The following is a 22,023-nucleotide window of genomic DNA, read 5'->3' as shown; positions in this document are numbered from 1 at the left end:
GCGACCATGGCGATCACGCGCTGTGCGGCCCTCGCGCTCGCCCTGTTGGTCGGCGGCCTGGCCGGCTGCGTGACCGAGGGCGACCGCAATCCCATGGATACCCGCCAGGGGCGGATGCAGGCCCGTGATGCCTACATCCAGCTCGGCCTCGGCTATGTCCAGCAGGGCAACACCGAACAGGCCAAGGTCCCGCTGAAGAAGGCTCTGGAGCTGGATTCGTCCAGCGCCGACGCCCATGCCGCCCTCGGGCTGGTGTTCCAGGCCCAGGGCGAGACCGACCTGGCCGATCAGGAATATCGCCTGGCCCTGCGCGAGCGGCCCCGCGATGCCCGCATCCTCAACAACTATGGCAGCTTCCTCTATGAGCAGGGGCGCTATAAGGATGCCTACGAACGCTTCACCCAGGCCGCCGAAGACAGCCTCTATCCCGAACGCGCCCGCGTGTTCGAGAACCTCGGCCTGACCGCCCTGCGACTCAATCAGGTCGACTTGGGCAAGGAAAATCTGGAAAAATCCCTGCGGCTGGATCGTAACCAGCCCAGGGCCCTGTTCGAATTGGCTCAACTGGCCTACCAGACGCGCGATTACGTGCCGTCTCGTAGCTATTACCAGGCCTTCAGCCAGCTCAGTCCCCAGGATGCCCGCAGCCTGTTGCTCGGGATTCGCCTCGCCGAAGTGTTCAACGATCGCAACACCGCCGCGAGCTATGCCCTGCAGCTGAAGCGCCTGTACCCGAACTCACCTGAATATCGTCAACTTCAGTCGGAGCAGAAATGACCGCAGTGCAATCCGAAGCGGTACACGCCGGACGGGGCAATCCCGGTGAGATCTTGCGGCAGAAGCGGCTGGCACTTGGCTGGAGCCAGGCCCAGGTCGCGCAGAATCTCAATCTCAGCGAGCGCATCATCGAGCAGCTCGAATCCGGCAACTATCAGCAGATGCCGGGGCATACCTTCGCCCGCGGCTATACCAAGGCCTACGGCAAGCTGCTCGGCCTGGACCAGGTCGAGCTGGTGCGGACCTTCGACGGCTATACCGGGACCGATGCCAAGGGCAGCACCGTGCACAGCCTTGGCCGTCTCGACGAGCCGGTGCGACTGTCGCGCAACGTCCTGAGATTCGTCAGTTTCATCCTGGTGGTGCTGATCATCGCCATGGGCCTGTTCTGGTGGCAGGAACGCAGTCGCCAGGCCTCCAGCGCCAGTGCCGTGAGCATGGAGCACGTCGAGGTCGAGGGTGCCGACGGCAAGACCGAGATCCACCCCATCGACGAGCCGGAAGAACAGCCCCCGGTCACCGCCCAGCAGCCGGCCGCCAGCCTGCCGTCCCCGGTGGGTACGCCGACTCCCGATGCCAATGCCGTCGCCGCCATGACCGCCCCCACCGCCGCGCCCACCCCGGCTCCGGCAACGGGTTCGACTGCGCCAGCGCCCACGGCACCCGCCACCGCGACCCCGGCCGCGCCGGCCAGCGCGCCTGCCGCGGCGCCCGTTGCCGGCAGCGACAGCCTGAACATCCGCTTCACCGCCAATTGCTGGACGCAGGTCAGCGACGGTAGCGGCAAGATCCTCTTCAGCGGCGTGAAGAAAGGTGGCGAGAGCCTCGACTACGCCTCGATCAAGGCGCCGGTGAACATCCGCCTCGGCTTTGCCCGCGGTGCCCAGATCTCCTACAACGGCCAGGTCGTCGACCTCGCGCCGTTCACCAAGGGCGAGACCGCCCGCATCAAACTCGGTCAGGCCGGACAATGACGTCCGGCGACCTCATGGGAAACCAGCATGCATAGCGAATCGCCCATCAAACGTCGGTTGTCCCGCAAGATCTGGGTCGGCTCGGTGCCGGTCGGCGGCGATGCTCCCATCGCCGTGCAGAGCATGACCAACACCGAAACCTGCGACGTCGACGCCACCGTGGCGCAGATCCAGCGCCTGCAGGACGCCGGTGCCGACATCGTGCGCGTCTCGGTGCCCGACATGGACGCCGCCGAAGCCTTCGGTCGCATCAAGCAGCGGGTCAGCCTGCCGCTGGTGGCCGACATCCACTTCGATTACAAGATCGCCCTGCGCGTGGCCGAGCTGGGCGTGGACTGCCTGCGCATCAACCCCGGCAACATCGGTCGCGAAGACCGGGTCCGGGCGGTGGTCGACGCGGCCCGCGAGCGCGGCATCCCGATCCGCATCGGCGTCAACGCCGGGTCGCTGGAAAAGGACCTGCAGAAGAAATACGGCGAGCCCACCCCGGAAGCCCTGGTGGAATCGGCCATGCGCCACGTCGACCACCTGGAGAAGCTGGACTATCCGGACTTCAAGGTGAGCGTGAAGGCCAGCGACGTCTTCATGGCCGTGGCCGCCTACCGCCAGCTGGCGACCCGCATCGAGCAGCCGCTGCACCTGGGCATCACCGAAGCCGGCGGCCTGCGCTCGGGTACGGTGAAGTCCGCGGTCGGCCTGGGCATGCTGCTGGCCGAAGGCATTGGTGACACCATCCGCATCTCCCTGGCGGCCGATCCGGTCGAGGAGATCAAGGTCGGCTTCGATATCCTCAAGTCGCTGCGCCTGAGATCCCGCGGGATCAACTTCATCGCCTGCCCGAGCTGCTCGCGGCAGAACTTCGACGTGGTCAAGACCATGAACGAGCTGGAAGGGCGCCTGGAGGACCTGCTGGTGCCCCTGGACGTCGCGGTGATCGGCTGCGTGGTCAACGGTCCCGGCGAAGCCAAGGAAGCCCACGTCGGCCTGACCGGGGGTACGCCGAACAACCTGGTGTACATCGACGGCAAGCCGGCGTCCAAGCTGAACAATGACAATCTGGTGGACGAGCTGGAAGGGCTCATCCGCCGCAAGGCGGCCGAAAAGGCCGAAGCGGATGCCGCGCTCATCGCGCGCAGCTGAAAGATCAAGGAATAAGGCCCTTTCGTGAGCAAGTCCCTGCAAGCCATCCGTGGCATGAACGATATCCTGCCGGAGCAGACTCCGGCCTGGCGCTACCTGGAACGTACCTTCGCCACGCTGCTCGACGGCTATGGCTACCACGAGATCCGCCTGCCCATCATGGAGTTCACCGAACTCTTCGCCCGCGGCATCGGCGAGGGCACCGACGTGGTGGACAAGGAGATGTACACCTTCCTCGACCGCAACGAGGAATCCCTCACCTTGCGTCCGGAAGGCACCGCGGGTTGCGTGCGGGCCGTGCTCGAGCACGGCATGACCGGGGGTGGCCAGGTGCAGAAGCTCTGGTACGCCGGCCCGATGTTCCGCTACGAGAAGCCGCAGAAGGGCCGCTATCGCCAGTTCCACCAGATCGGCGTGGAGGTGTTCAACCTGCCCGGGCCGGACATCGATGCCGAGCTGATCGTGCTCACCGCGCGCCTCTGGCAGCGCCTGGGCCTGACCGACGCCGTCACCCTGCAGCTCAACAGCCTGGGCTCCAGCGCCGATCGCGCCCGCTACCGCGAGGCCCTGGTGGCCTATCTGCAGGAGCGCTTCGCGCAACTCGACGAAGACAGCCAGCGCCGCCTGACCACCAATCCGCTGCGCATCCTCGACAGCAAGAACGCCCAGACCCAGGCGCTGCTGCAGGAAGCCCCGACCCTGGCCGACTACCTGGACGACGAGTCCCGCGCCCATTTCGACGGCCTCAAGGCCCGCCTGGACGCCGTCGGCATCCGTTACGAGATCAATCCCAAGCTGGTGCGCGGCCTGGATTACTATGGCCGCACCGTGTTCGAGTGGGTCACCGACAAGCTCGGCGCCCAGGGCACCGTCTGCGCCGGTGGCCGCTACGATGGCCTGATCACCCAGTTCGGTGGCAAGCCCACGCCGGGTGTCGGCTTCGCCATGGGCGTCGAGCGCCTGGTGCTTCTGCTGGAAACCCTGGAGCGCCTGCCGAGCGATCTGCAGCGCCCGGCCGACCTCTACCTTTGCGCCTTCGGCGAGGCGGCCGAGCTGGCCGGCCTCAAGCTGGCAGAGCAGTTGCGCGATTCCCGCCCCGACCTGCGCCTGCTGGTCAACGCCGGCGCCGGCAGCTTCAAGAGCCAGTTCAAGAAGGCCGACAAGAGCGGCGCGCTCTGGGCCATGATCCTGGGCGAGGACGAACTGGCCGGGCAACGGGTGGCGCTCAAGCCGCTGCGGGGCGATGCGCCCCAGGAAACGGTCGAGTTCGCGGCCCTGGCCGCCCGTCTGGACGAGATTTTGCCCCCGGCCGGTTCCGGTCGCGGGAATTGAGGAGAACGGATTTGAGTTCCATCGACGACGACAATCTGGTGGTCGCCAAGGCCTGGTGGCAGCGTAATGGCAAGCCGCTGGTGGCCGGTGGCGTCATCGCCCTGGTGGCGGTGCTCGGCTGGCAGGGCTGGCAGCGCTACCAGAACAACCAGGCGCAGGGCGCCTCGGTGCTCTACCAACAGCTGGTGGAAGCGGCCCTGGCCCCCGGTGGCAAGGTCGACACCGCACGGGTGACCGACACCTACGGCAAGCTCAAGCAGGATTATTCCGGCACCGCCTACGCCCAGTACGGTAGTCTCTTCGTCGCCAAGGTGGCGGTGGAGAGCAATCGTCTCGACGACGCGGCGAACGAGCTCAAGGCGGTGGTGGACAAGCCCCACGACGCCGAACTCGGCGAGCTGGCGCGCGAGCGTCTGGCCCGGGTGCTGGCCGCCCAGGGCAAGGCCGAAGAAGGCCTGAAGCTGCTCGACGGCGAGGCACCCAAGGCCTATGTCGCCAACCGCGAAGAATTGCGTGGCGACCTGCTGGTGGCGTTGAAGAAGCCGGCCGAGGCCCGCGCCGCCTATGAAAAAGCCCGCGCGGCGCTGCCCAACGACGCAGCCGAAGGCGTGCTGCAGATGAAACTCGATGATCTCGCCAAAGGAGACGCCTGATGTTGCGCTGGAAGCCTATCGCGGTACTGGGTCTCGCCCTTGCGGTCGTCGGGTGCAGCAGCACCGGCAAGAAGGAATTGCCCCCGGCCGAGCTGAAGGACATCAAGGCGGAAGTCCGGCTGGATGAAGTCTGGAGTCGCTCAGTGGGCGATGGCCAGGGCAAGGAATACAACCGCCTGGCACCGGCCGTCGATGGCCAGACGATCTTCGCCGCCGATGCCGATGGCCGGGTCATGGCGATGAATCGCGAGACCGGCGCGGTGCTCTGGAAGAAGGACCTGGACCTGCCGGTTTCCGGCGGCGTCGGGGTCGGCTCCGGCCTGGTAGTGGTCGGTACCCTGCGCGGCCAGGTGATCGCCCTCGACGCCGGCAGCGGTGACGAGAAGTGGCGCGCCCAGGCTTCCAGCGAGGTGCTGTCCGCGCCGGTGGTCAACAACGACGTGGTGGTGGTGCAGTGCCAGGACGACAAGCTGCAGGCCTTCGAACTGGGCAGCGGTACCCGTCGCTGGATCTACGAGGACACCCAGCCGGTGCTGAGTCTGAGGGGCACCGGCGCCCCGCTGGTCACCAACCAGCTGGTCATGGCCGGCTTCGCCAGCGGCAAGGTCGTCGCGCTGGACGTGCAGCGTGGCCTGCCGCTGTGGGAACAGCAGATCGCCGTGCCCAAGGGCCGTTCCGAACTGGAGCGGATCGTCGACGTCGACGGTGGTCTGTCGCTGTCGGGCGACACCCTCTATGTGGTCAGCTACAACGGCCGCGTGGCCGCGCTCAATCCGGCCAATGGCCAGATCCTCTGGCAGCGTGACGCCTCCAGCTACGACGGCGTGGCCGAAGGCTTCGGCAACGTCTACCTGAGCCTGGACAACGGTACCGTGGAAGCCGTCGAGGAATCCTCGACCTCCGCGCTCTGGACCAACGCCGACCTGGCCCGTCGCCAGCTCACCGGGCCGGTGGTCTGGTCGAGCAACGTGGTGGTGGGTGACTACGCCGGCTACATCCACCTGCTGAGCCAGGTCGATGGGCGTTTCGTCGGCCGGACCAAGGTCGATGGTGACGGCGTCCGGGTACGGCCACTGGTCGTCGGCGACATGCTCTACGTTTACGGCAATGGCGGTAAACTCGTCGCCTATCGTCTGCGCTAGAATTTTTTATCCTCAACCGATGGCCGCTACCGTGAAGTTCGGTAGCGGCCATCGTGTTTTCTGCTCTGGGAGAGCCGCATGGTTCCCGTAATTGCCCTGGTGGGGCGGCCGAACGTCGGCAAATCCACGCTATTCAACCGTCTGACCAAGACCCGCGACGCCATCGTCGCCGACTTCGCCGGCCTGACTCGCGATCGCAAGTACGGCGAGGCGAAGTGGCAGGGGCGGACCTACATCGTGGTCGACACCGGCGGTATCTCCGGTGACGAGGAAGGCATCGACCTGAAGATGGCCGAGCAGTCGCTGCAGGCCATCGAAGAGTCCGATGCGGTGCTGTTCCTGGTGGACTCCCGCGACGGCCTCACCGTCGCCGACCAGATGATCGCCGAGCACCTGCGCAAGCGAAACAAGCGCACCTTCCTGGTGGCCAACAAGGTCGACACCGTCGATCCGGACATCGCCCGCGCGGAATTCAGCCCGCTGGCCATCGGCGACGCCTATCCCATCGCGGCGGCCCACGGCCGCGGCGTGAACAACCTGCTGGAAGCCGCCCTGGGCGTCTTTCCCAAGGACGAGGTCGAGGTCGAGGAGCTCACCGAGGAGCAGGTGCGCGCTGCCGCGGAGGAGGGCGGGGACGTCTTCCGTCGCGTGCAGGGCATCGACGAGACCACCGGCATCAAGATCGCCGTGATCGGTCGGCCCAACGTCGGCAAGTCGACCCTGGTCAACCGCATGCTCGGTGAAGAGCGGGTGATCGTCTACGACCAGGCTGGCACCACGCGCGACAGCATCTACATCCCCTTCGAGCGCAACGAAGAACGCTACACCCTGATCGACACCGCCGGCGTACGCCGCCGCGGCAAGGTCTTCGAGGCGGTCGAGAAATTCTCGGTGGTCAAGACGCTGCAGGCGATCCAGGACGCCAACGTGGTTATCTTCGTCATGGACGCCCGCGAAGGCGTGGTCGAACACGACCTCAACCTGCTCGGCTTCGTGCTGGAGACCGGGCGGGCCCTGGTGATCGCCCTGAACAAGTGGGACGGCATGGAGTCCGGCGAGCGCGACTACGTCAAGACCGAACTGGAACGCCGCCTGCTGTTCGTCGACTTCGCCGACATCCACTTCATCTCGGCGCTGCATGGCACCGGTGTGGGCCACCTGTACAAGTCGGTGCAGCAGTCCTTCGCCTCGGCCACCACCCGCTGGCCCACCAGCCGCCTGACCCAGATCCTCGAGGACGCGGTGCAGGAGCACCAGCCACCGATGGTCAGTGGCCGCCGCATCAAGCTGAGATACGCCCACCTGGGCGGCGCCAACCCGCCGCTGATCGTCATCCACGGCAACCAGACGGAAGCGGTGCCCAAGTCCTATACCCGCTACCTGGAAAAGACCTATCGCCGGGTGCTCAAGCTGGTGGGCACGCCGATCCGCATCGAATACCGCGGTGGCGAAAACCCCTTCGAGGGCAAGAAGAACACCCTCACCGAGCGCCAGGTGAACAAGAAGCGCCGGTTGATGAGCCACCACAAGAAGGCCGAGAAGAAGCGCAAGGACAAGCGGCGGTAAGCCGGTCGGGCGTTGTGCAGGGGAGGGGGCTAATAAGCCCCCTTTTTCTTTGGTAGAGGATTGGCGCGAGGAGGCTCCTCGTGCACCGAATGGCTCCCTCTCCCTCTGGGAGAGGGCTGGGGTGAGGGTATGCCGTGCGAAGCTCGTATCAGTGGAACAGGCTGCGCCGTTTTCCACGCTACGGTGGTTGCTCGATCGCGGTAGTGGTGGTGCACCGATTCGGCCGGGCGCAGGAGACAACCCCCTCTCCCTATGGGAGAGGGTTGGGGTGAGGGCATGCCGTGCGAAGTTCGTATCAGTGGAAAAGGCTGCGCCGTTTTCCACGCTACGGTGGTTGCTCGATCGCGGTAGTGGTGGTGCGCCGATTCGGCCGGGTGCACGAGACAACCCCCTCTCCCTATGGGAGAGGGTTGGGGTGAGGGTGATCCGAGCGACGGCCTAGCAGTGAAAAAGATCGTAGCCTTGTCCCCTTCGCGTCGCCAACGGGTAACCTGATTGGCTGTGGTTGCCCTCACCCTGGCCCTCTCCCGGAGGGAGAGGGGATGTTTGGATCAAGCCTTGTACCTAGGCTATGCCTAGACCGCTGACTGGCTGATCGGCATAGCACTACTTGCCCTTCGCCACAAAAAATCGCAGTCTGCCGATCTCCTTCCAGCCAGACCTGTGCCCGCGCGATGATCCAGAGCAAGCTTCCCGACCTCGCCGTCACCATCTTCACCCGCATGTCCCAGCTCGCCGCCGAAACCGGGGCGCTGAATCTCTCCCAGGGTTTCCCCGACTTCGACGGTCCGGCCGAGCTGCTGGCGGCGGTCGGTCGCCATGTCGCGGCCGGCCATAACCAGTACGCGCCCATGACCGGGCTGCCGGCGCTGCGCCAGCAGGTGGCCGCCAAGGTCGCGGCCTTCTATGGTCGGGAGGTGAGTGCCGACACCGAGGTCACCATCGTCCCCGGTGCCACCCAGGGCCTGTTCTGCGCGATCCAGACGCTGGTGCGACCGGGCGACGAGGTCATCGTCTTCGATCCCTGCTACGACAGCTACGAGCCCTCGGTGCAACTGGCCGGTGGACAGTGCGTGCACGTGCCCCTGGCGTTGCCCGGCTTCGGCATCGACTGGGCGGCGCTGGAAGCCGCGCTCGGCCCGCGTACCCGGGCCATCGTGCTCAATACCCCGCACAACCCCAGTGGGGCCCTGATCAGCGCCGCCGAGCTGGATCGCCTGGCCGCCCTGATCCGTGGGCGCGACCTCTATCTGGTCAGCGACGAGGTCTACGAGCATCTGGTCTACGACGGCCAGCGCCATGCCAGCGTCATCGCCCATGACGAACTCTATGCCCGCGCCTTCGTGGTCAGCTCCTTCGGCAAGACCTATCACGTCACCGGCTGGAAGACCGGCTACGTGGTGGCTCCGCCGGCGTTGTCGGCGGAGTTGCGCAAGGTGCACCAGTACGTGAGCTTCTGCGGGGTGACGCCGATCCAGTGCGCCCTGGCCGACTTCATGGCCGCCCATCCGGAACACCTGTGCGAGCTGCCGGCCTTCTACCAGGCAAAGCGCGACCTCTTCTGCGATCTGTTGGGCCGCTCGCGCTTTACCTTCCAACGCGCCGCCGGCACCTATTTCCAGGTGGTGGACTACTCCGCCATCCGCCCGGACCTGGACGACGTGGCCATGGCCGAATGGCTGACCCGCGAGCATGGCGTCGCCGCCATTCCGCTGTCGGTGTTCTACCAGACGCCACCCACGGACCTGCGCCTGGTGCGCTTCTGCTTCGCCAAGCGCGAAGACACCCTGCGCCAGGCGGCGGAGCGGCTATGCGCGATCTGATCCCCACCCAGGACCTGCGGCTGGCGCTGGTGCAGAGCGAACTGGCCTGGCACGACCCGGCCGCCAACCGTGCCCATTTCGAGGCGCTGCTGACGGAAGTCGGCGAGACCGATCTGGTCATCCTGCCGGAGATGTTCACTACCGGCTTCTCCATGGACTCGGCAACCCTGGCTGAGCCCGTGGAGGGCGCCACCTCGGCCTGGATGCGCGCGCAGGCGCAGCGCCTGGGCGCCGTGGTGACCGGCAGCCTGATCGTGCAGGACGAGCAGGGCCAGTATCGCAATCGTCTGTTATGGGCAACCCCTGGCGGGGAAGTGCTGCACTACGACAAGCGCCATCTCTTTCGCATGGCCGGCGAGCATGAGCATTACGCGCCCGGCGTGGAGCGGCAACGGGTCACCCTGAAGGGCTGGCGGATCCGGCCGCTGGTCTGCTACGACCTGAGATTCCCGGTCTGGAGTCGCGCCCAGGACGACACCGACCTGCTGCTCTATGTGGCCAACTGGCCGGCGCCGCGGCGGCATCACTGGAACCGCCTGCTGCCGGCGCGGGCCATCGAGAATCTCTGCTACGTCGCCGCGGTGAATCGCCTCGGCAGCGACGGCAATGGTCATCCCTATGCGGGCGACAGCCAGGTGCTCGACTTCCAGGGCGAAGCCCTGGTCGAGGCCGGCGCGGCGGCCGGTATCTTCCACACGACGCTGTCGGCCGCAGCCCTCACGGCCTATCGCGAGCGCTTTCCGGCGCAGCGCGATGCCGATGCTTTCCGCCTGGACTGATCAGGCCCAGAAGGGCCTGGGCGGGGCGGCATGGGCGTGGATCAGGGCGATGGCCTGGTCGACGTCTGCTTCGCTGGTGTAGCGCCCCAGGCTGAAACGGTAGCTGCGTGCCGCCTGCTCCGCGTCCAGGCCCAGCCCCAGCAGGACGTGGGAGGGCGCGGCCTTGGCCGAACTGCAGGCCGAGGTGGTGGAGAAGGCCAGCCGGCGTTGCAGAGCTGCAGTGTCCAGCGCGGTGGCGAAGGTCAGGTTCAGGGTGTGGGGGATGCGCTGCCGAGCGCAGCCGTTCAGCCGCATGCCGGACAGGGACCGGACACCGGCGAGGAAGAGCTCGCGCAGGCCTGCAAGGCGTTCATGCTCCCTAGCCATGGCCTGGCCGGCGAGGGCGAAGGCCGTGCCCATGCCGACGATCTGGTGGGTGGCGAGGGTACCCGAGCGCAGCCCGCGCTCATGACCGCCACCATGGATCTGAGCCTGGAGCGCCCCTTCCGCGCGCGGGCCGACGTAGAGGGCGCCGATGCCCTTGGGGCCATAGGTCTTGTGCGCGGAAAAGGACATCAGGTCGACGTCCAGCGCGGCCAGGTCGATGGCGACCTTGCCGGTGGCCTGGGCGGCGTCGACGTGGAAGAGCGCACCACGGGCGCGGACCTGCTGGCCGATCCGGTCGATGTCGGTCAGGGTGCCCAATTCGTTGTTCACCCGCATCAGCGATACCAGGAAGGTGTCGTCACGCCAAGCCTGCTCTACGGCCTCCGCGGTGATGAGGCCCTGCTCGTCCGGCGTCAGGTAGGTGACGGCAAAGCCCTCGGCCTCCAGCTGGGCGGCGGTATCCAGGATCGCGCGGTGTTCCAGGCAACTGGTGATGAGGTGACCCCGGCCGCGGCGGCGCGCCACGCCGAGCAGGGCGAGGTTGTTGGATTCGGTGGCCCCTGAGGTCCAGATCAACTGCTCGGGCCGGGCGCCGACCAGCTCGGCGACCTGCTGGCGGGCGGTGTCCACGGCGCGCTGGGCATCGTTGCCGAAGGCATGACCGCGCGAGGCTGGATTACCGAATACCCCTTGTCGCCCCAGGCAGCCGAGCATGGCTTCGATGACGGTTTCGTCGACCGGGGTGGTGGCGGCGTAATCGAAATACAGCGGAAGAGCGTCCATGGCGAGCCTCGAGGTGTTCGTAGGGCTTCAGGTTAACGCCGACGCCGGTGAAGAAATTTGCTTTTTCGTCGTGAGGTCGCGACTGAATTAGAATATGAATCTGCCGATGGGTTATTAAAGAGAAAATTTTTCCTTGGATCGTTTCGACCGCGCCATTCTCGACCTCCTGCAGCAGGACAGTACCCAACCGGTCGCCGAGATCGCCGAGCGTATTGGCCTGGGTACCACCGCTTGCTGGCGACGCATCCAGAAGCTGGAGGAGCAGGGCGTCATCCGCGCGCGGGTGGCCCTGCTCGATCCGCGGCAGCTCAACGTGGGGGTGACGGTGTTCGTGTCGGTGCGCACCAGCCAGCATGCGCAGGACTGGCTGCAGCGCTTCCACGCCGCGGTAGCGGCCATTCCGGAAGTGGTGGAGCTCTATCGCATGGCCGGCAACACCGATTACCTGATGCGGATCGTGGTCCCGGACATCGCCGCCTACGATGGCGTCTACAAGCGGCTGATCCAGGTGCCGGGGCTGCTGGACGTCAGCTCCAGTTTCGCCATGGAGCAGATCAAGTACAGCACGGCCCTGCCGCTGGACTATGTGCGGTGAGGGGGCGACAGTGGTCTCGTAGCGTGGAAAGCGGTAGAGGTTTTTCACTTGTTGGTCCGCTGCTAGATTTGCCCTCACCCCAGCCCTCTCCCGGAGGGAGAGGGGGCTATACGAGCGAACGCTCGGCTTTGCCAGCTACCGAGGCCCCTATCTGCTGGCGTAGCGTGGAAAACGGCGCAGCCTTTTTCCTCTCGGGAATCCGCTGTGAGGTTTGCCCTCACCCCGGCTCTCTCCCGGAGGGAGAGGGGGCCATACGAGCGGGCGCTCGGCTTTGCCAGCTACCGAGGCCCCTGTCTGCTGGCGTAGCGTGGAAAACGGCGCAGCCTTTTCCGCTTGGGAATCCGCTGCGAGGTTTGCCCTCACCCCAGCCCTCTCCCGGAGGGAGAGGGGGTGTCCGAGTAGGTGCTCGGCTTTGCCAGCTACCGAGGCCCCTGTCTGCTGGCGTAGTGTGGAAAACGGCGCAGCCTTTTCCACTTATGAGTCCGCTGCGATCTTTGCCCTCACCCCGGCCTTCTCCCGGAGGGAGAGAGGGCCGAGTTCAGTCCCTAGGCGAGATCGCGGCCATGGGCCGCTCCTACAGACGCGGATTGTTCCGTAGGAGAGGCCCATGGCCACGATAAGACGAAGCAGATATTGCTCAGGAGCGGCCGCAGCGGCGACCCGCCAGGGCCGCGATGAAACCTAGCGATAGGCGCTGACCTGATCCAGCAGGGTGATGTCGTCGGCCGGTAGCTGCAGCTGGGTCGCGGCGACCAGTTCGTCGAGTTGCGCCTGGGAGGTAGCGCTGACGATGGGGGCGGTGATGCTCGGTCGGGCGATCAGCCAGGCGAGGGCCACCTGGCCCGGGGTGGCGCCGTGCTTTTCGGCGATCTCGTCGAGGCCGGCGAGGATGGCCATGCCGCGTTCGTCCATGTAGCGCTTGGCCATTTCCGCCCGCGAGCCCTTGAGGTCGTCCTTGGTGCGGTATTTGCCGGTGAGGAAGCCACTGGCCAGGGAGAAATAGCTGATGACGCCCAGCCCGAGTTCCTGGACCGCGGATTCCAGTTCGGTCTCGTATTCCTGGCGTGCGTGCAGGTTGTAGTGGGGCTGCAGGCTCTGGTAGGCCGGTACGCCCAGGCGTGCGGCCACCTGGGCCGCTTCGCGCAGGCGCTGGCCGCCATAGTTGGAGGCGCCTATGACCCGCACCTTGCCCTGTTCCACCAGCTTGGCGAAGGCACCCAGGGTTTCCTCCAGGGGGGTGTCTTCGTCGTCGCAGTGGGCCTGGTAGAGGTCGATGTGATCGGTCTGCAGGCGCTTGAGCGAGGCTTCCACTGCCTGCTGCACGTAGCTGGCCTTGAGGCCCTTGCGGCCCTGACCCATGTCCATCCCCAACTTGGTGGCAAGGATCACCCGGTCGCGCTTGCCGCTCTGGGCGAACCACTTGCCGAGCAGGGCCTCGGACTCGCCGCCCTGGTTGCCGGGTGCCCAGCGCGCATAGACGTCGGCGGTGTCGATGAAGTCGAGGCCGGCGTCGAGCAGGGCATCCAGCATGCGAAAGGACTGGGCTTCGTCGAGGGTCCAGCCGAAGACGTTGCCGCCGAAGCAGAGCGGCGGGACCTGCAGGTCGGAATGGCCGAGGGGACGTTTTTGCATGGGATCCTCATCCAGATAGGTGGAGATACCCAGGTTACGACCGGTGGCCAGGGCTCAAGGTTCGAGGTGCGGCAGCCCCTGCCAGTCCTTCAGCGGGATCGGCTTGCCCAGCGCGTAGCCCTGGGCGTAGTCGACGCCGATGGTGCCGAGCAGTTCGAAGGTGGCGCGGGATTCGACGAATTCGGCGATGGTCTCGGCGCCCAGGTGGTGGGCGACCTGATTGATGGACTCGACGATGGCGCGATCCAGCGGGTCCTGGTCGAGGTTGCGGACGAAGCTGCCGTCGATCTTCACGAAGTCGACGCGGAAATTCTTCAGGTAGGTGAAGGAGCTGAGGCCGGCGCCGAAGTCGTCCAGGGCGATGCGACAACCGCGCTCGCGTACCCGGCTGATGAGCGCGGAGGCCACCGACAGCTTGTTGATCACCGCGGTTTCGGTCAGTTCGAAGAGCAGGCGCTGCGGATCCAGCGGCGAGGCGGCGATCAGCTCCAGCAGCTCGGGCAGGAAGTCGGGATCGCTCAGGCTGTTGCCCGACAGGTTGATACCTACGTGCAGCTGGGGTCTTTCCTGCAACCAGGGCACCAGCTCGACCAGCACCTGGCGCACCACCCAGCGGTCGATGCTGCTCATCAGGCCGAAGCGTTCGGCGGCCGGGATGAAGGTGGCCGGCGAGATCAGCTGGCCCTGGACGTCGCGCAGGCGCAGCAGCAATTCCACGTGCTGTTCGTCGCGGTCGGTAGGGCGGGTGGCGACGATGGGCTGGGCGTGCAGTTCGAAGCGATGCTGCTCCAGGGCCTCGCGCAGGCCGCTGGCCATAAGGATCTCGCGGTACTGGCGCTCGACGTCTTCGCTGCCGGCCCGGTAGAGGGCGGCGCGATTGCGGCCGGCGTGCTTGGCGGTGTAGCAGGCCACGTCGGCCTGGCTCATCAGCTCGGCCGGACTGCGGGTCTCCGCGTTGATGGCGACGATGCCGGCGCTGGCGCCGACGTCATAGACCCGGTCCTGCCAGTTGAAGCGGACGGCACCAATGCTGGCGATCAGCTTTTCGGCGACGGCCTCGGCCTGTACCAGGTCGCAATCGCGCAGCAGCAGGGCGAATTCGTCGCCGCCGATCCGCGCGACGGCGTCGGAGCCGCGCAGGGAATCGCGCAGCAGGGTGCCCAGTTCGCGCAGCAGCAGGTCGCCGGCGGCATGGCCGGCGGAATCGTTGACCACCTTGAAACGGTCGAGGTCGATGAAGCACAGGGCGTGCTGGGTGGTTCCCGCCTGGGCCTGCTGCCAGGCGGCGTCCAGTTCCTGCTCGAACTTCAGGCGGTTGTAGAGCCCGGTCAGGGCGTCGTGGGAGGCGTTGTAGCTCAGTTCGCGCTGCAGGTTGCGCGCATGGGTGACGTTCTGGAACACCAGTACCGCGCCGATGATGCGGCCATCGACGGTGCGCACCGGGGCGGCGGAATCCTGCACCTCGTGTCTTTCGCCGTGGCGACTGAGCAGCACGGCTCCCTCCTCCAGCGAGGTGATGGTCTGTTCGCGCAGGCAGCGGGCCACCGGGCTGGGCAGGATCGCGTCGTTCTGGCTGTCCTGGATGCGGAAGATCTCTTCGTGGGGGCGCCCCTGGGCATCCGCCAGCGACCAGCCGGTGAGCTGCTCGGCGACCGGATTGAGGAAGAGGATGCGGCCGTCCACGTCGGTGGTCAGCACGGCATCGGCGATGGACGCCAGGGTGACCTGCAGCCGTTCCTTTTCCTCGTAGAGCGCCGTGGTCAGGCGGTGGTGCTCGGTGACGTCCCGATTGCTGCCGACGATGCGGCATTGGCCATCGCTGCTCTCGATGGCGATGACTTCGGTGCGGATCCGCCGCACCCCCCCGTCCGGGCGAACGATGCGGAATTCATGTTCGTAGGAGGACAGGGTGCGGATCGCCTCGCGGAAGATGGTCATGGAGGCGTCGCGATCGTCCGGATGCAGGGCGCCGATCCAGGTCTCCAGGTCATGATGGCCGTCGATCACCGGCAGTCCGTAGAGTTCGTGGACCTTGGCATCGGCGATGAACAGCCGATTGCGACTGTCCCATTCCCAGATCCCGACATTGCTGGCGCGAATGGCCAGTTGCAGGCGCTCACGCAGATGAGCGTTGGTGTCGTCGGCGCGCCGCTCGGCATCGATGTCGCGGATCTGGACGAGATAGCCCGACAGCAGATCCTGGTCGTCGTGATCGGGGGAGCAGGCCAGCGCAACCCAGATGGCGTGACCCTGGTGGTGGCGCAGCTGCAGGGTCCGCTCGTCCTCGCCGAGGTCCGGTTCGAGGTCGGGATTGGCGAGCAGGTCGCGCAGCCGCAGGCCGTCGAGGGCGCCGCGTGGATAGCCGAGCATGGCTTCCAGGGCGGGATTGACGTCCGACAGGCGTCCCGCGGTGGACAGCAGCGCCATGCCATAGGGGGCGGTGTGCATGGCATGCCGGTAGCGAGCCTGGTTGCGCTGCAGGCGCTGGTGCTGATGCCGGCTCTGCTGCACAGCGGCGGCCAGCAGCAGCGGCGGAATCTGCATCAGCGCCACGGGAATGTAGGTCAGGGCCTGGACGACCAGCGAGACCTGGGTCAGGTCGATGACGTGATTGTAGGCTATGAGGTTGCCCAGGATGAGGATATGGAGGCCGCCGATGAGCGCCGTGCCGGCCACGGTCAGGCGCATGGTCAACACCAGCAGAAGTGTCGCCAGGTAGACGAAGGGGTAGGGCAAATAGTCGAGGATGCTGATCGCCAGCAGCGGGCTCAGCACCAGCAGGACCAGGAATTCCTTGGGCGTATGCCGGGTGAAGACAGCCAGCCTGAGGGGCCAGGGCAGGAAGGCCAGCGGCAGCACCACCAGCAGGCCAAGGGCGTCGCCGATGTACCAATGCACGGCGATGGGCAGCAGCCGGGTGTCTCCGGTGAGGCTGAAGACCAGGGTGCCCAGGGCAGCGCCCAGCAGCGGCGGCAGCAATACGCCCTGGATCAGCAGCCGGCCCATGGCGGCGATATTGCGGTCGAACGCCAGGCTATGGCGATGCAGCAGGGTCGCGCCCAGCAGGACCTCCGCCAGGCTGGCCAGCCCGAAGCCCAGCCCGACCACCAGCCGGCCGCCGGTCAGGAGGTCGGTCAGGCTGGCGGCCACCAATACCGCGGCGGCCAGCAGCGGCCATTGCCGGCGCTGGCTGCGCAGGAACCACGCCAGGGCCAGGCCATTGGGTAACCAGAGGGTGGGGACCGAGCTGGCATCCTGGCGGGCGAGCGCCAGGCACACCAGGGCCGCGGTCAGGAACACGCCACAGAGCGCCAGGGCGCTGACCAGGGCGGGTACTACGCGAAGTGAAGATACCTTCATTGATCGTCCGTACTGGAACGGTCCCTTCGCCAGACCGCGCGGCGGGAGTGGATGTCCTTGAGGCGATCAGTATCGACGCAGCGGTGACATAAAAAAAGGGAACGCCGACGGGCATTCCCCTTGCTTTGACCAGCGTCAGACTCAGGCGGCCTTGGCCTGCGCCTGGGTCACCGCGCGGTTCAGGGCACTGAGCAGGGCGCGGAAGCTGGCGGTGGTGATGTTCTCGTCGATGCCGATGCCGTGCAGCGGGCGCTGGCCTTCCAGGCGGATCTCGATGTAGGACGCGGCCTTGGCATTGGTGCCGGCGCCGATGGAGTGTTCATGGTAGTCCATGATCTCCACCGCCTCGGGCAGGCTGGCCACCAGGGCTTCCAGCGGGCCCTTGCCGGTGCCGTGCCAGTGTTCGGTACGGCCGTCGACGGCCACCTGGATGTCGACGGTGGAGGTGCCGTCTTCCTCGCGCAGCTTGTGGCTGACCAGGGCATAGGGGCTCCTGGCCTGCAGGTATTCCTGCTCGAGCAGCCCGTGGATCTGGGCGGCGGTCATCTCCAGACCGAGGCGATCGGTCTCGCGCTGGACCACCTGGCTGAATTCGATCTGCATGCGGCGCGGCAGGCTGATGCCGTATTCCTGCTCCAGCAGGAAGGTGATGCCACCCTTGCCCGACTGGCTGTTGACGCGGATGACCGCCTCGTAGTCGCGACCGATGTCGGCCGGGTCGATGGGCAGGTAGGGCACCTCCCAGAGCGCATCCGGCTTCTGCTGGGCGAAGCCCTTGCGGATGGCGTCCTGGTGGGAGCCGGAGAAGGCGGTGTGGACCAGGTCGCCGACATAGGGATGGCGCGGGTGCACCGGCAACTGGTTGCATTCCTCGACGGTCTTGCGCACGGCGTCGATGTCGGAGAAGTCCAGCTCGGGATCGACGCCCTGGGTGTAGAGGTTGAGCGCCAGGGTCACCAGGCAGACGTTGCCGGTGCGCTCGCCGTTGCCGAACAGGCAGCCTTCGACGCGATCGGCGCCGGCCATCACCGCCAGTTCCGAGGCGGCCACGCCGGTGCCGCGGTCGTTGTGGGTATGGACGCTGATCAGCACGCTGTCGCGGCGGTCGATGTGGCGGCCGAACCATTCGATCTGGTCCGCGTAGTTGTTCGGCGTGGCGCACTCGATGGTGGCCGGCAGGTTGAGGATCAGCTTGTTGGCCGGGGTTGGCTGGAACACGGCGATCACCGCGTTGCACACCTCGACGGCGAAGTCGGTCTCGGTGGAGCTGAACACCTCGGGGGAGTACTCGAAGCCCCACTGGGTCTCCGGACGCTCGGCGGCCAGGCGCACGATGGTCTGGCCGGCGGCCACGGCGATGGCCTTGACGCCCGCCTGGTCCTGGTTGAAGACGATGCGGCGGAAGCTCGGCGCGCAGGCGTTGTAGTAGTGCACGATGGCGCGCTTGGCACCCTTGAGCGATTCGAAGGTGCGCTCGATGAGGTCGTCACGGGCCTGGGTCAGCACCTGGATGGTGACGTCGTCGGGGATATGACCCCCTTCGATCAGCTCGCGGACGAAGTCGAAGTCGGTCTGGGAGGCGGAGGGGAAACCCACCTCGATCTCCTTCAGGCCCACGGCGACCAGGCACTTGAAGAAGGCCATCTTCTTCTCGGCGTCCATCGGCTCGATCAGCGACTGGTTGCCGTCGCGCAGGTCGGTGGACAGCCAGATCGGCGCCTTGTCGATGACCTTGTCCGGCCAGGTGCGGTCGGGCAGAGCGACGGGCGTGAAAGGACGGTACTTCTGCGAGGGATCTTTGAGCATGGTCATGGCGAGTCTTTCCTTGGGCGTGGTCGGGACTTACGAAGCGAGCGCGGTCGAGCTTCGCAGTCGTGGACTGACCAGTCGCAGGCAGCGGTGCTGCCGGAGGAGGATGAGGGTATGGGCGTTGTGCATGGCGCCTACGTTAGTCCGCCGAGGGTAGGGCTCGCAATGTTCTTTTTAAAATTGGCAGGTTTGAACGTCTGGTGCCGTTTCTTGGTGATTTATTGCGCCTTTAGGATGATATTTGGCGGTTTCTGAAATGGGCAGATGCCCGCCTTTTTGTAACCGGTGATCGCCGGAGCGATCCGTGGCACCGGCTTGGGGTCAAGGTAAGGGAAAGGGGCAACCGTCCTGGAGGAGGGTAATCATGAAGATCCTGTCGCAGGTCGGGGTGGCGACCGCGCTGTTGGCTGGCCTGCTGGCCACGGCCCGGGCCGCCGACAACCCCTTGGTTGCGGAGCGCTGGAAGACCCGGCCGCTGATCCTGGTGGCGCCCACGGCGAACGATCCTCAGGTGACGCAGCTCCGCGCCGAACTGGCGCAACCGGCCAACCGCGAAGCCTTCGTCGAGCGGGAAATGGTGCTCTATACGGTGGTAGGCGGTGCCGGCAGTCGCAATGACCGGCCGTTGCGCCCGCAGGAGACCCAGGCGCTGCTCAAGGCGCTCGATGCCCGTGCCGGGCAGCCGGCCACCCTTTACCTGGTCGGCAAGGACGGTGGGGTCAAGGTGCGGGAGGAGCAGGGATGGTCGCTCAAGGCGCTGTTCGGCACCATCGACCGGATGCCGATGCGGCGGTAGCGGCTTTGCCCTCACCCCAACCCTCTCCCAGGGGGAGAGGGGGGTTATCGAGGTCAACGGATGCTACTTAGGTTGGGCTGAACGCCTCGGCGTAGGTTGGATTGAGCGCAGCGAAGCCTAATGAGCCCAGCCGCGTAGGGTGGACAACGGCGCAGCCTTGTCCACGCGGGTCGCTTCAGGGTCACCAGTGGAAAACGCTGGCGCGGTTTTCCACGCTACGGGGCGAGAGCTCTCCCTCACCCCAACCCTCTCCCAGGGGGAGAGGGGGTTACCGAGGTAATCCGGATGCCGCGCAGGGTGGACAACGGCGGAGCCTGGTCCACGCGGGTCGCTGCAGGATCGCCAATGGAAAACGCTGGCGCGGTTTTCCACGCTACGGGGCAGAGCTTTCCCTCACCCAACTCTCTCCCGGGGGGAGAGGGGGTTTATCGAGATATCCGGACGGGGCGTAGGTTGGGTTGAGCGTCAGCGAAGCCCAACAAGGCCTCAGGCGTACACGTAAGGCCCGCCCTGCTGCAGTGCCCGCTGGTAGGCCGGGCGTGCATGGATACGTTGCAGGAAGTCCACCAGCCTGGGCCTTTTGCCGTTGTTCAGGCCGGCGCGGGCATTGGCGGCTTCGAGGGGGAAGCTGAGCTGGATGTCGGCGGCGGTGAATTCATCGCCGACGAACCAGCCGCTGGCGCCCAGCTGGCTTTCCAGGTAGTCCAGGTGCAGGTCCAGTTGCGGCTGGATGAAGCTGGCCGTGGCCTTGGCGGCGATGCCCTTGGCGATGGGCTTGGCGAAGAAGGGCATCGGCGAGGTGGCGATGCGGTCGAACACTAGCTTGAGCAGCAGCGGGGTCATAGCCGAGCCTTCGGCGTAGTGCAGCCAGTAGGTGTAGCGGACGAACTCGGGACTGTCCTGGGCCGGCAGCAGTTGCGGGCCGTAGCGCCGCGCCAGGTAGTCGACGATGGCGCCGGATTCGGCCAGGGTCAGGTCGCCGTCGACGATCACCGGCGACTTGCCCAGCGGATGCACCTTGCGCAATTCCGGCGGGGCGAACAGGCCGCCGGCAGCGCGCTCGTAGCGCTGCACCCGATAGTCGATGCCCAACTCTTCGAGCAGCCAGAGCACCCGCTGGGAGCGGGAATTGTTCAGGTGGTGGACGACGATCATGGTCTTTCCTTGAGCACGGGGCTGGGGATCAGGGCGCCGGGGTGCCCGGTTCGCCGAGGGAGGTCATGGCCTCGCGGGATTCCAGCCGCCCGCGGAAGTCGCGTCCGCTCGGATGCTGGAACACATGGAGGCCGAATTCCGGGAGGATGGCCAGCAGGTGATCGAAGATGTCCCCCTGGATGCCTTCATATTGCGCCCACACCGTGGTGTTGGTGAAGCAATAGATCTCCACCGGCAAACCCTCGGCGGAGAGCGGCATCTGCCGCACCAGCAGGGTCATGTCATGGCGTACCCCGGGGTGGGCGCGCAGGTAGCGCTCCACATAGGCGCGGAAGGTCCCCAGGTTGGTCACCCGGCGGGTGTTGACCGGCTCCTGGCCTCGCTTTTCCAGCTTGAGATTCCAGTTGGCCAGTTCCTCTTCCTTGGCGGTGAGGTAGTCGTCCAGCAGGTTGAAGCGGTGCAGGTGTTCGCGCTCGGCGTCGCTCAAGAAGTGCACGCTGTGCTGGTCGATGTTGAGCGAGCGCTTGATGCGCCGGCCACCGGCTTCCTGCATGCCACGGTAGTTGCGGAAGGAATCGGTGATGAATCTCTTGGTGGGGATGGTGGTGATGGTCTTGTCGAAGTTCTGCACCTTGACCGTGTGCAGGGCGATGTCAATGACGTCGCCGTCGGCATTGAGCTGGGGCATCTCGATCCAGTCGCCGACGCGGATGATGTCGTTGCTGGAGATCTGCACGCTGGCCACCAGGGACAGCAGGGTGTCCTGGAAGATCAGCAGCAGTACCGCGGCCATGGCGCCGAGGCCGGAGAGCAGGATCAGCGGCGAGCGATCGATCAGGGTGGCGATCATCAGGATGACCGCGATGGCGTAGATGACGATCTTGCTGACCTGGACATAGCCCTTGATCGGCTTGAGTCGCGCCGAGGGCCGCCGTGAATAGAGCACATTGACCACGTTTAGGGCGCTGCCCAGGGCCAGGGCGATGGTCAGCACGATGAAGGCGCTGCAGACGTTCTGCACCACGGTGACCAGGGCCGCGGGGCGACCAGGCACCAGCTCGATGCCTCCCGCCAGTACCAGCGCGGGGACGATGTTGGCCAGGCGGCCGATGACCCGGTGGTGGTTGAGCTCCTGGTCCTGGCCGAAGGAGGTGCTGCGCAGCAGGCGATAGAAGCCACGCACCAGGATGCGCTTGACGACCCAGTTGAGCAGCCAGGCGGCCAGCAGCAAGCCGAGGCAGGCGACCAGGGTGAGCAGGTGTGGATGGCGTTCGAGGTCGGCGAGGAGGGTGGTCAGGGCCGGGGGCATCGGGTGCTCTCTGGTAGGGGGCGGCGGCAGCG

17 protein-coding genes are annotated in these 22,023 nt (G+C 66.2%); 11 read left to right on the top strand and 6 right to left on the bottom strand.

Annotated features, from left to right (window positions below; genetic code table 11):
* Positions 1-6 precede the first annotated feature (6 nt).
* The 9 genes from pilW (at position 7) to FSV73_RS18265 (ending at position 10,186) form a co-directional block, all read left to right on the top strand.
* A complete protein-coding gene (gene pilW, locus FSV73_RS18305; RefSeq protein ID WP_145009460.1) occupies positions 7-777 on the top strand; it encodes a type IV pilus biogenesis/stability protein PilW in 771 nt (256 codons plus the stop codon).
* Complete coding sequence (locus FSV73_RS18300) at positions 774-1,751, top strand: RodZ domain-containing protein (RefSeq protein WP_145009457.1); 978 nt, start codon at positions 774-776, stop codon at positions 1,749-1,751. The genes pilW and FSV73_RS18300 overlap by 4 nt, the downstream gene beginning before the upstream one ends.
* A 27-nt stretch (positions 1,752-1,778) precedes the next feature.
* Positions 1,779-2,891: a flavodoxin-dependent (E)-4-hydroxy-3-methylbut-2-enyl-diphosphate synthase gene (ispG, locus tag FSV73_RS18295; protein ID WP_007162429.1), complete on the top strand. Its 1,113-nt coding sequence runs from the start codon at positions 1,779-1,781 to the stop codon at positions 2,889-2,891.
* A 24-nt stretch (positions 2,892-2,915) separates the two neighbouring features.
* Positions 2,916-4,223 (top strand): histidine--tRNA ligase, encoded by a 1,308-nt coding sequence (hisS, locus tag FSV73_RS18290; protein ID WP_145009454.1) that lies wholly within the window; start codon positions 2,916-2,918, stop codon positions 4,221-4,223.
* A gap of 11 nt (positions 4,224-4,234) precedes the next feature.
* Positions 4,235-4,876: a tetratricopeptide repeat protein gene (locus tag FSV73_RS18285; protein ID WP_145009451.1), complete on the top strand. Its 642-nt coding sequence runs from the start codon at positions 4,235-4,237 to the stop codon at positions 4,874-4,876.
* Positions 4,876-6,018, top strand: coding sequence for an outer membrane protein assembly factor BamB (gene bamB / locus FSV73_RS18280; RefSeq protein WP_145009448.1), 1,143 nt, complete (start codon positions 4,876-4,878; stop codon positions 6,016-6,018). The genes FSV73_RS18285 and bamB overlap by 1 nt, the downstream gene beginning before the upstream one ends.
* Before the next feature lie 78 nt (positions 6,019-6,096).
* Positions 6,097-7,584, top strand: a complete 1,488-nt coding sequence (gene der, locus FSV73_RS18275; RefSeq protein ID WP_145009445.1) for a ribosome biogenesis GTPase Der — start codon at positions 6,097-6,099, stop codon at positions 7,582-7,584.
* Positions 7,585-8,258: 674 nt separating this feature from the next.
* A complete protein-coding gene (locus tag FSV73_RS18270; protein WP_145009443.1) occupies positions 8,259-9,407 on the top strand; it encodes a pyridoxal phosphate-dependent aminotransferase in 1,149 nt (382 codons plus the stop codon).
* Positions 9,395-10,186: an amidohydrolase gene (locus tag FSV73_RS18265; protein WP_145009440.1), complete on the top strand. Its 792-nt coding sequence runs from the start codon at positions 9,395-9,397 to the stop codon at positions 10,184-10,186. The genes FSV73_RS18270 and FSV73_RS18265 overlap by 13 nt, the downstream gene beginning before the upstream one ends.
* Here the strand turns inward: FSV73_RS18265 and FSV73_RS18260 are convergent, their stop codons facing one another.
* Positions 10,187-11,335 carry an aminotransferase class V-fold PLP-dependent enzyme gene (locus FSV73_RS18260; protein ID WP_145009436.1) on the bottom strand — a complete coding sequence of 383 codons (1,149 nt, stop codon included), beginning with the start codon at positions 11,333-11,335 and terminating at the stop codon, positions 10,187-10,189.
* Between the two features lie 133 nt (positions 11,336-11,468).
* On the opposite strand from FSV73_RS18260, the gene FSV73_RS18255 reads away from it, so the two are divergent.
* Entirely contained in the window at positions 11,469-11,930 is a 462-nt protein-coding gene (locus FSV73_RS18255; protein WP_145009433.1) for an Lrp/AsnC family transcriptional regulator, read from the top strand.
* Between the two features lie 681 nt (positions 11,931-12,611).
* On the opposite strand, the gene FSV73_RS18250 is transcribed toward FSV73_RS18255, so the two are convergent.
* The 3 genes from FSV73_RS18250 to leuA form a co-directional block, all read right to left on the bottom strand.
* A complete protein-coding gene (locus FSV73_RS18250) occupies positions 12,612-13,562 on the bottom strand; it encodes an aldo/keto reductase (RefSeq protein WP_145009430.1) in 951 nt (316 codons plus the stop codon).
* 54 nt (positions 13,563-13,616) lie between these two features.
* Entirely contained in the window at positions 13,617-16,922 is a 3,306-nt protein-coding gene (locus FSV73_RS18245) for an EAL domain-containing protein (RefSeq protein WP_145009428.1), read from the bottom strand.
* A gap of 141 nt (positions 16,923-17,063) precedes the next feature.
* On the bottom strand, positions 17,064-18,734 hold the full coding sequence (gene leuA / locus FSV73_RS18240) for a 2-isopropylmalate synthase (RefSeq protein ID WP_145009425.1): 1,671 nt from the start codon (positions 18,732-18,734) through the stop codon (positions 17,064-17,066).
* 361 nt (positions 18,735-19,095) lie between these two features.
* Between leuA and FSV73_RS18235 the strand changes: the two genes are divergently transcribed.
* Positions 19,096-19,527 carry a DUF4174 domain-containing protein gene (locus tag FSV73_RS18235; RefSeq protein WP_145009422.1) on the top strand — a complete coding sequence of 144 codons (432 nt, stop codon included), beginning with the start codon at positions 19,096-19,098 and terminating at the stop codon, positions 19,525-19,527.
* 486 nt (positions 19,528-20,013) lie between these two features.
* On the opposite strand, the gene FSV73_RS18230 is transcribed toward FSV73_RS18235, so the two are convergent.
* Both FSV73_RS18230 and FSV73_RS18225 read right to left on the bottom strand, forming a co-directional pair.
* Complete coding sequence (locus FSV73_RS18230) at positions 20,014-20,682, bottom strand: glutathione S-transferase family protein (protein ID WP_145009419.1); 669 nt, start codon at positions 20,680-20,682, stop codon at positions 20,014-20,016.
* 28 nt (positions 20,683-20,710) lie between these two features.
* Entirely contained in the window at positions 20,711-21,991 is a 1,281-nt protein-coding gene (locus tag FSV73_RS18225) for a mechanosensitive ion channel family protein (RefSeq protein ID WP_145009417.1), read from the bottom strand.
* Positions 21,992-22,023 lie beyond the last annotated feature (32 nt).

The sequence above is a fragment of the Pseudomonas oryzihabitans genome, from assembly GCF_007665395.1.
Classification (GTDB): domain Bacteria; phylum Pseudomonadota; class Gammaproteobacteria; order Pseudomonadales; family Pseudomonadaceae; genus Chryseomonas; species Chryseomonas psychrotolerans_C.
Note: the sequence above shows the minus strand (reverse complement) of the source record. Positions and strands in the feature narration are given on the sequence as shown.

What these genes read in the sequence shown, in the direction of transcription:
- FSV73_RS18300 (WP_145009457.1), top strand. Translation starts at nt 774, where the DNA reads ATGACCGCAGTGCAATCCGAAGCGGTACACGCCGGACGGGGCAATCCC.
- FSV73_RS18265 (WP_145009440.1), top strand. Translation starts at nt 9,395, where the DNA reads ATGCGCGATCTGATCCCCACCCAGGACCTGCGGCTGGCGCTGGTGCAG.
- FSV73_RS18260 (WP_145009436.1), bottom strand. Translation starts at nt 11,335, where the DNA reads ATGGACGCTCTTCCGCTGTATTTCGATTACGCCGCCACCACCCCGGTC.
- bamB (WP_145009448.1), top strand. Translation starts at nt 4,876, where the DNA reads ATGTTGCGCTGGAAGCCTATCGCGGTACTGGGTCTCGCCCTTGCGGTC.
- ispG (WP_007162429.1), top strand. Translation starts at nt 1,779, where the DNA reads ATGCATAGCGAATCGCCCATCAAACGTCGGTTGTCCCGCAAGATCTGG.
- leuA (WP_145009425.1), bottom strand. Translation starts at nt 18,734, where the DNA reads ATGACCATGCTCAAAGATCCCTCGCAGAAGTACCGTCCTTTCACGCCC.
- pilW (WP_145009460.1), top strand. Translation starts at nt 7, where the DNA reads ATGGCGATCACGCGCTGTGCGGCCCTCGCGCTCGCCCTGTTGGTCGGC.
- FSV73_RS18225 (WP_145009417.1), bottom strand. Translation starts at nt 21,991, where the DNA reads ATGCCCCCGGCCCTGACCACCCTCCTCGCCGACCTCGAACGCCATCCA.
- FSV73_RS18230 (WP_145009419.1), bottom strand. Translation starts at nt 20,682, where the DNA reads ATGATCGTCGTCCACCACCTGAACAATTCCCGCTCCCAGCGGGTGCTC.
- der (WP_145009445.1), top strand. Translation starts at nt 6,097, where the DNA reads ATGGTTCCCGTAATTGCCCTGGTGGGGCGGCCGAACGTCGGCAAATCC.
- FSV73_RS18245 (WP_145009428.1), bottom strand. Translation starts at nt 16,922, where the DNA reads ATGAAGGTATCTTCACTTCGCGTAGTACCCGCCCTGGTCAGCGCCCTG.
- FSV73_RS18250 (WP_145009430.1), bottom strand. Translation starts at nt 13,562, where the DNA reads ATGCAAAAACGTCCCCTCGGCCATTCCGACCTGCAGGTCCCGCCGCTC.
- FSV73_RS18270 (WP_145009443.1), top strand. Translation starts at nt 8,259, where the DNA reads ATGATCCAGAGCAAGCTTCCCGACCTCGCCGTCACCATCTTCACCCGC.
- FSV73_RS18235 (WP_145009422.1), top strand. Translation starts at nt 19,096, where the DNA reads ATGAAGATCCTGTCGCAGGTCGGGGTGGCGACCGCGCTGTTGGCTGGC.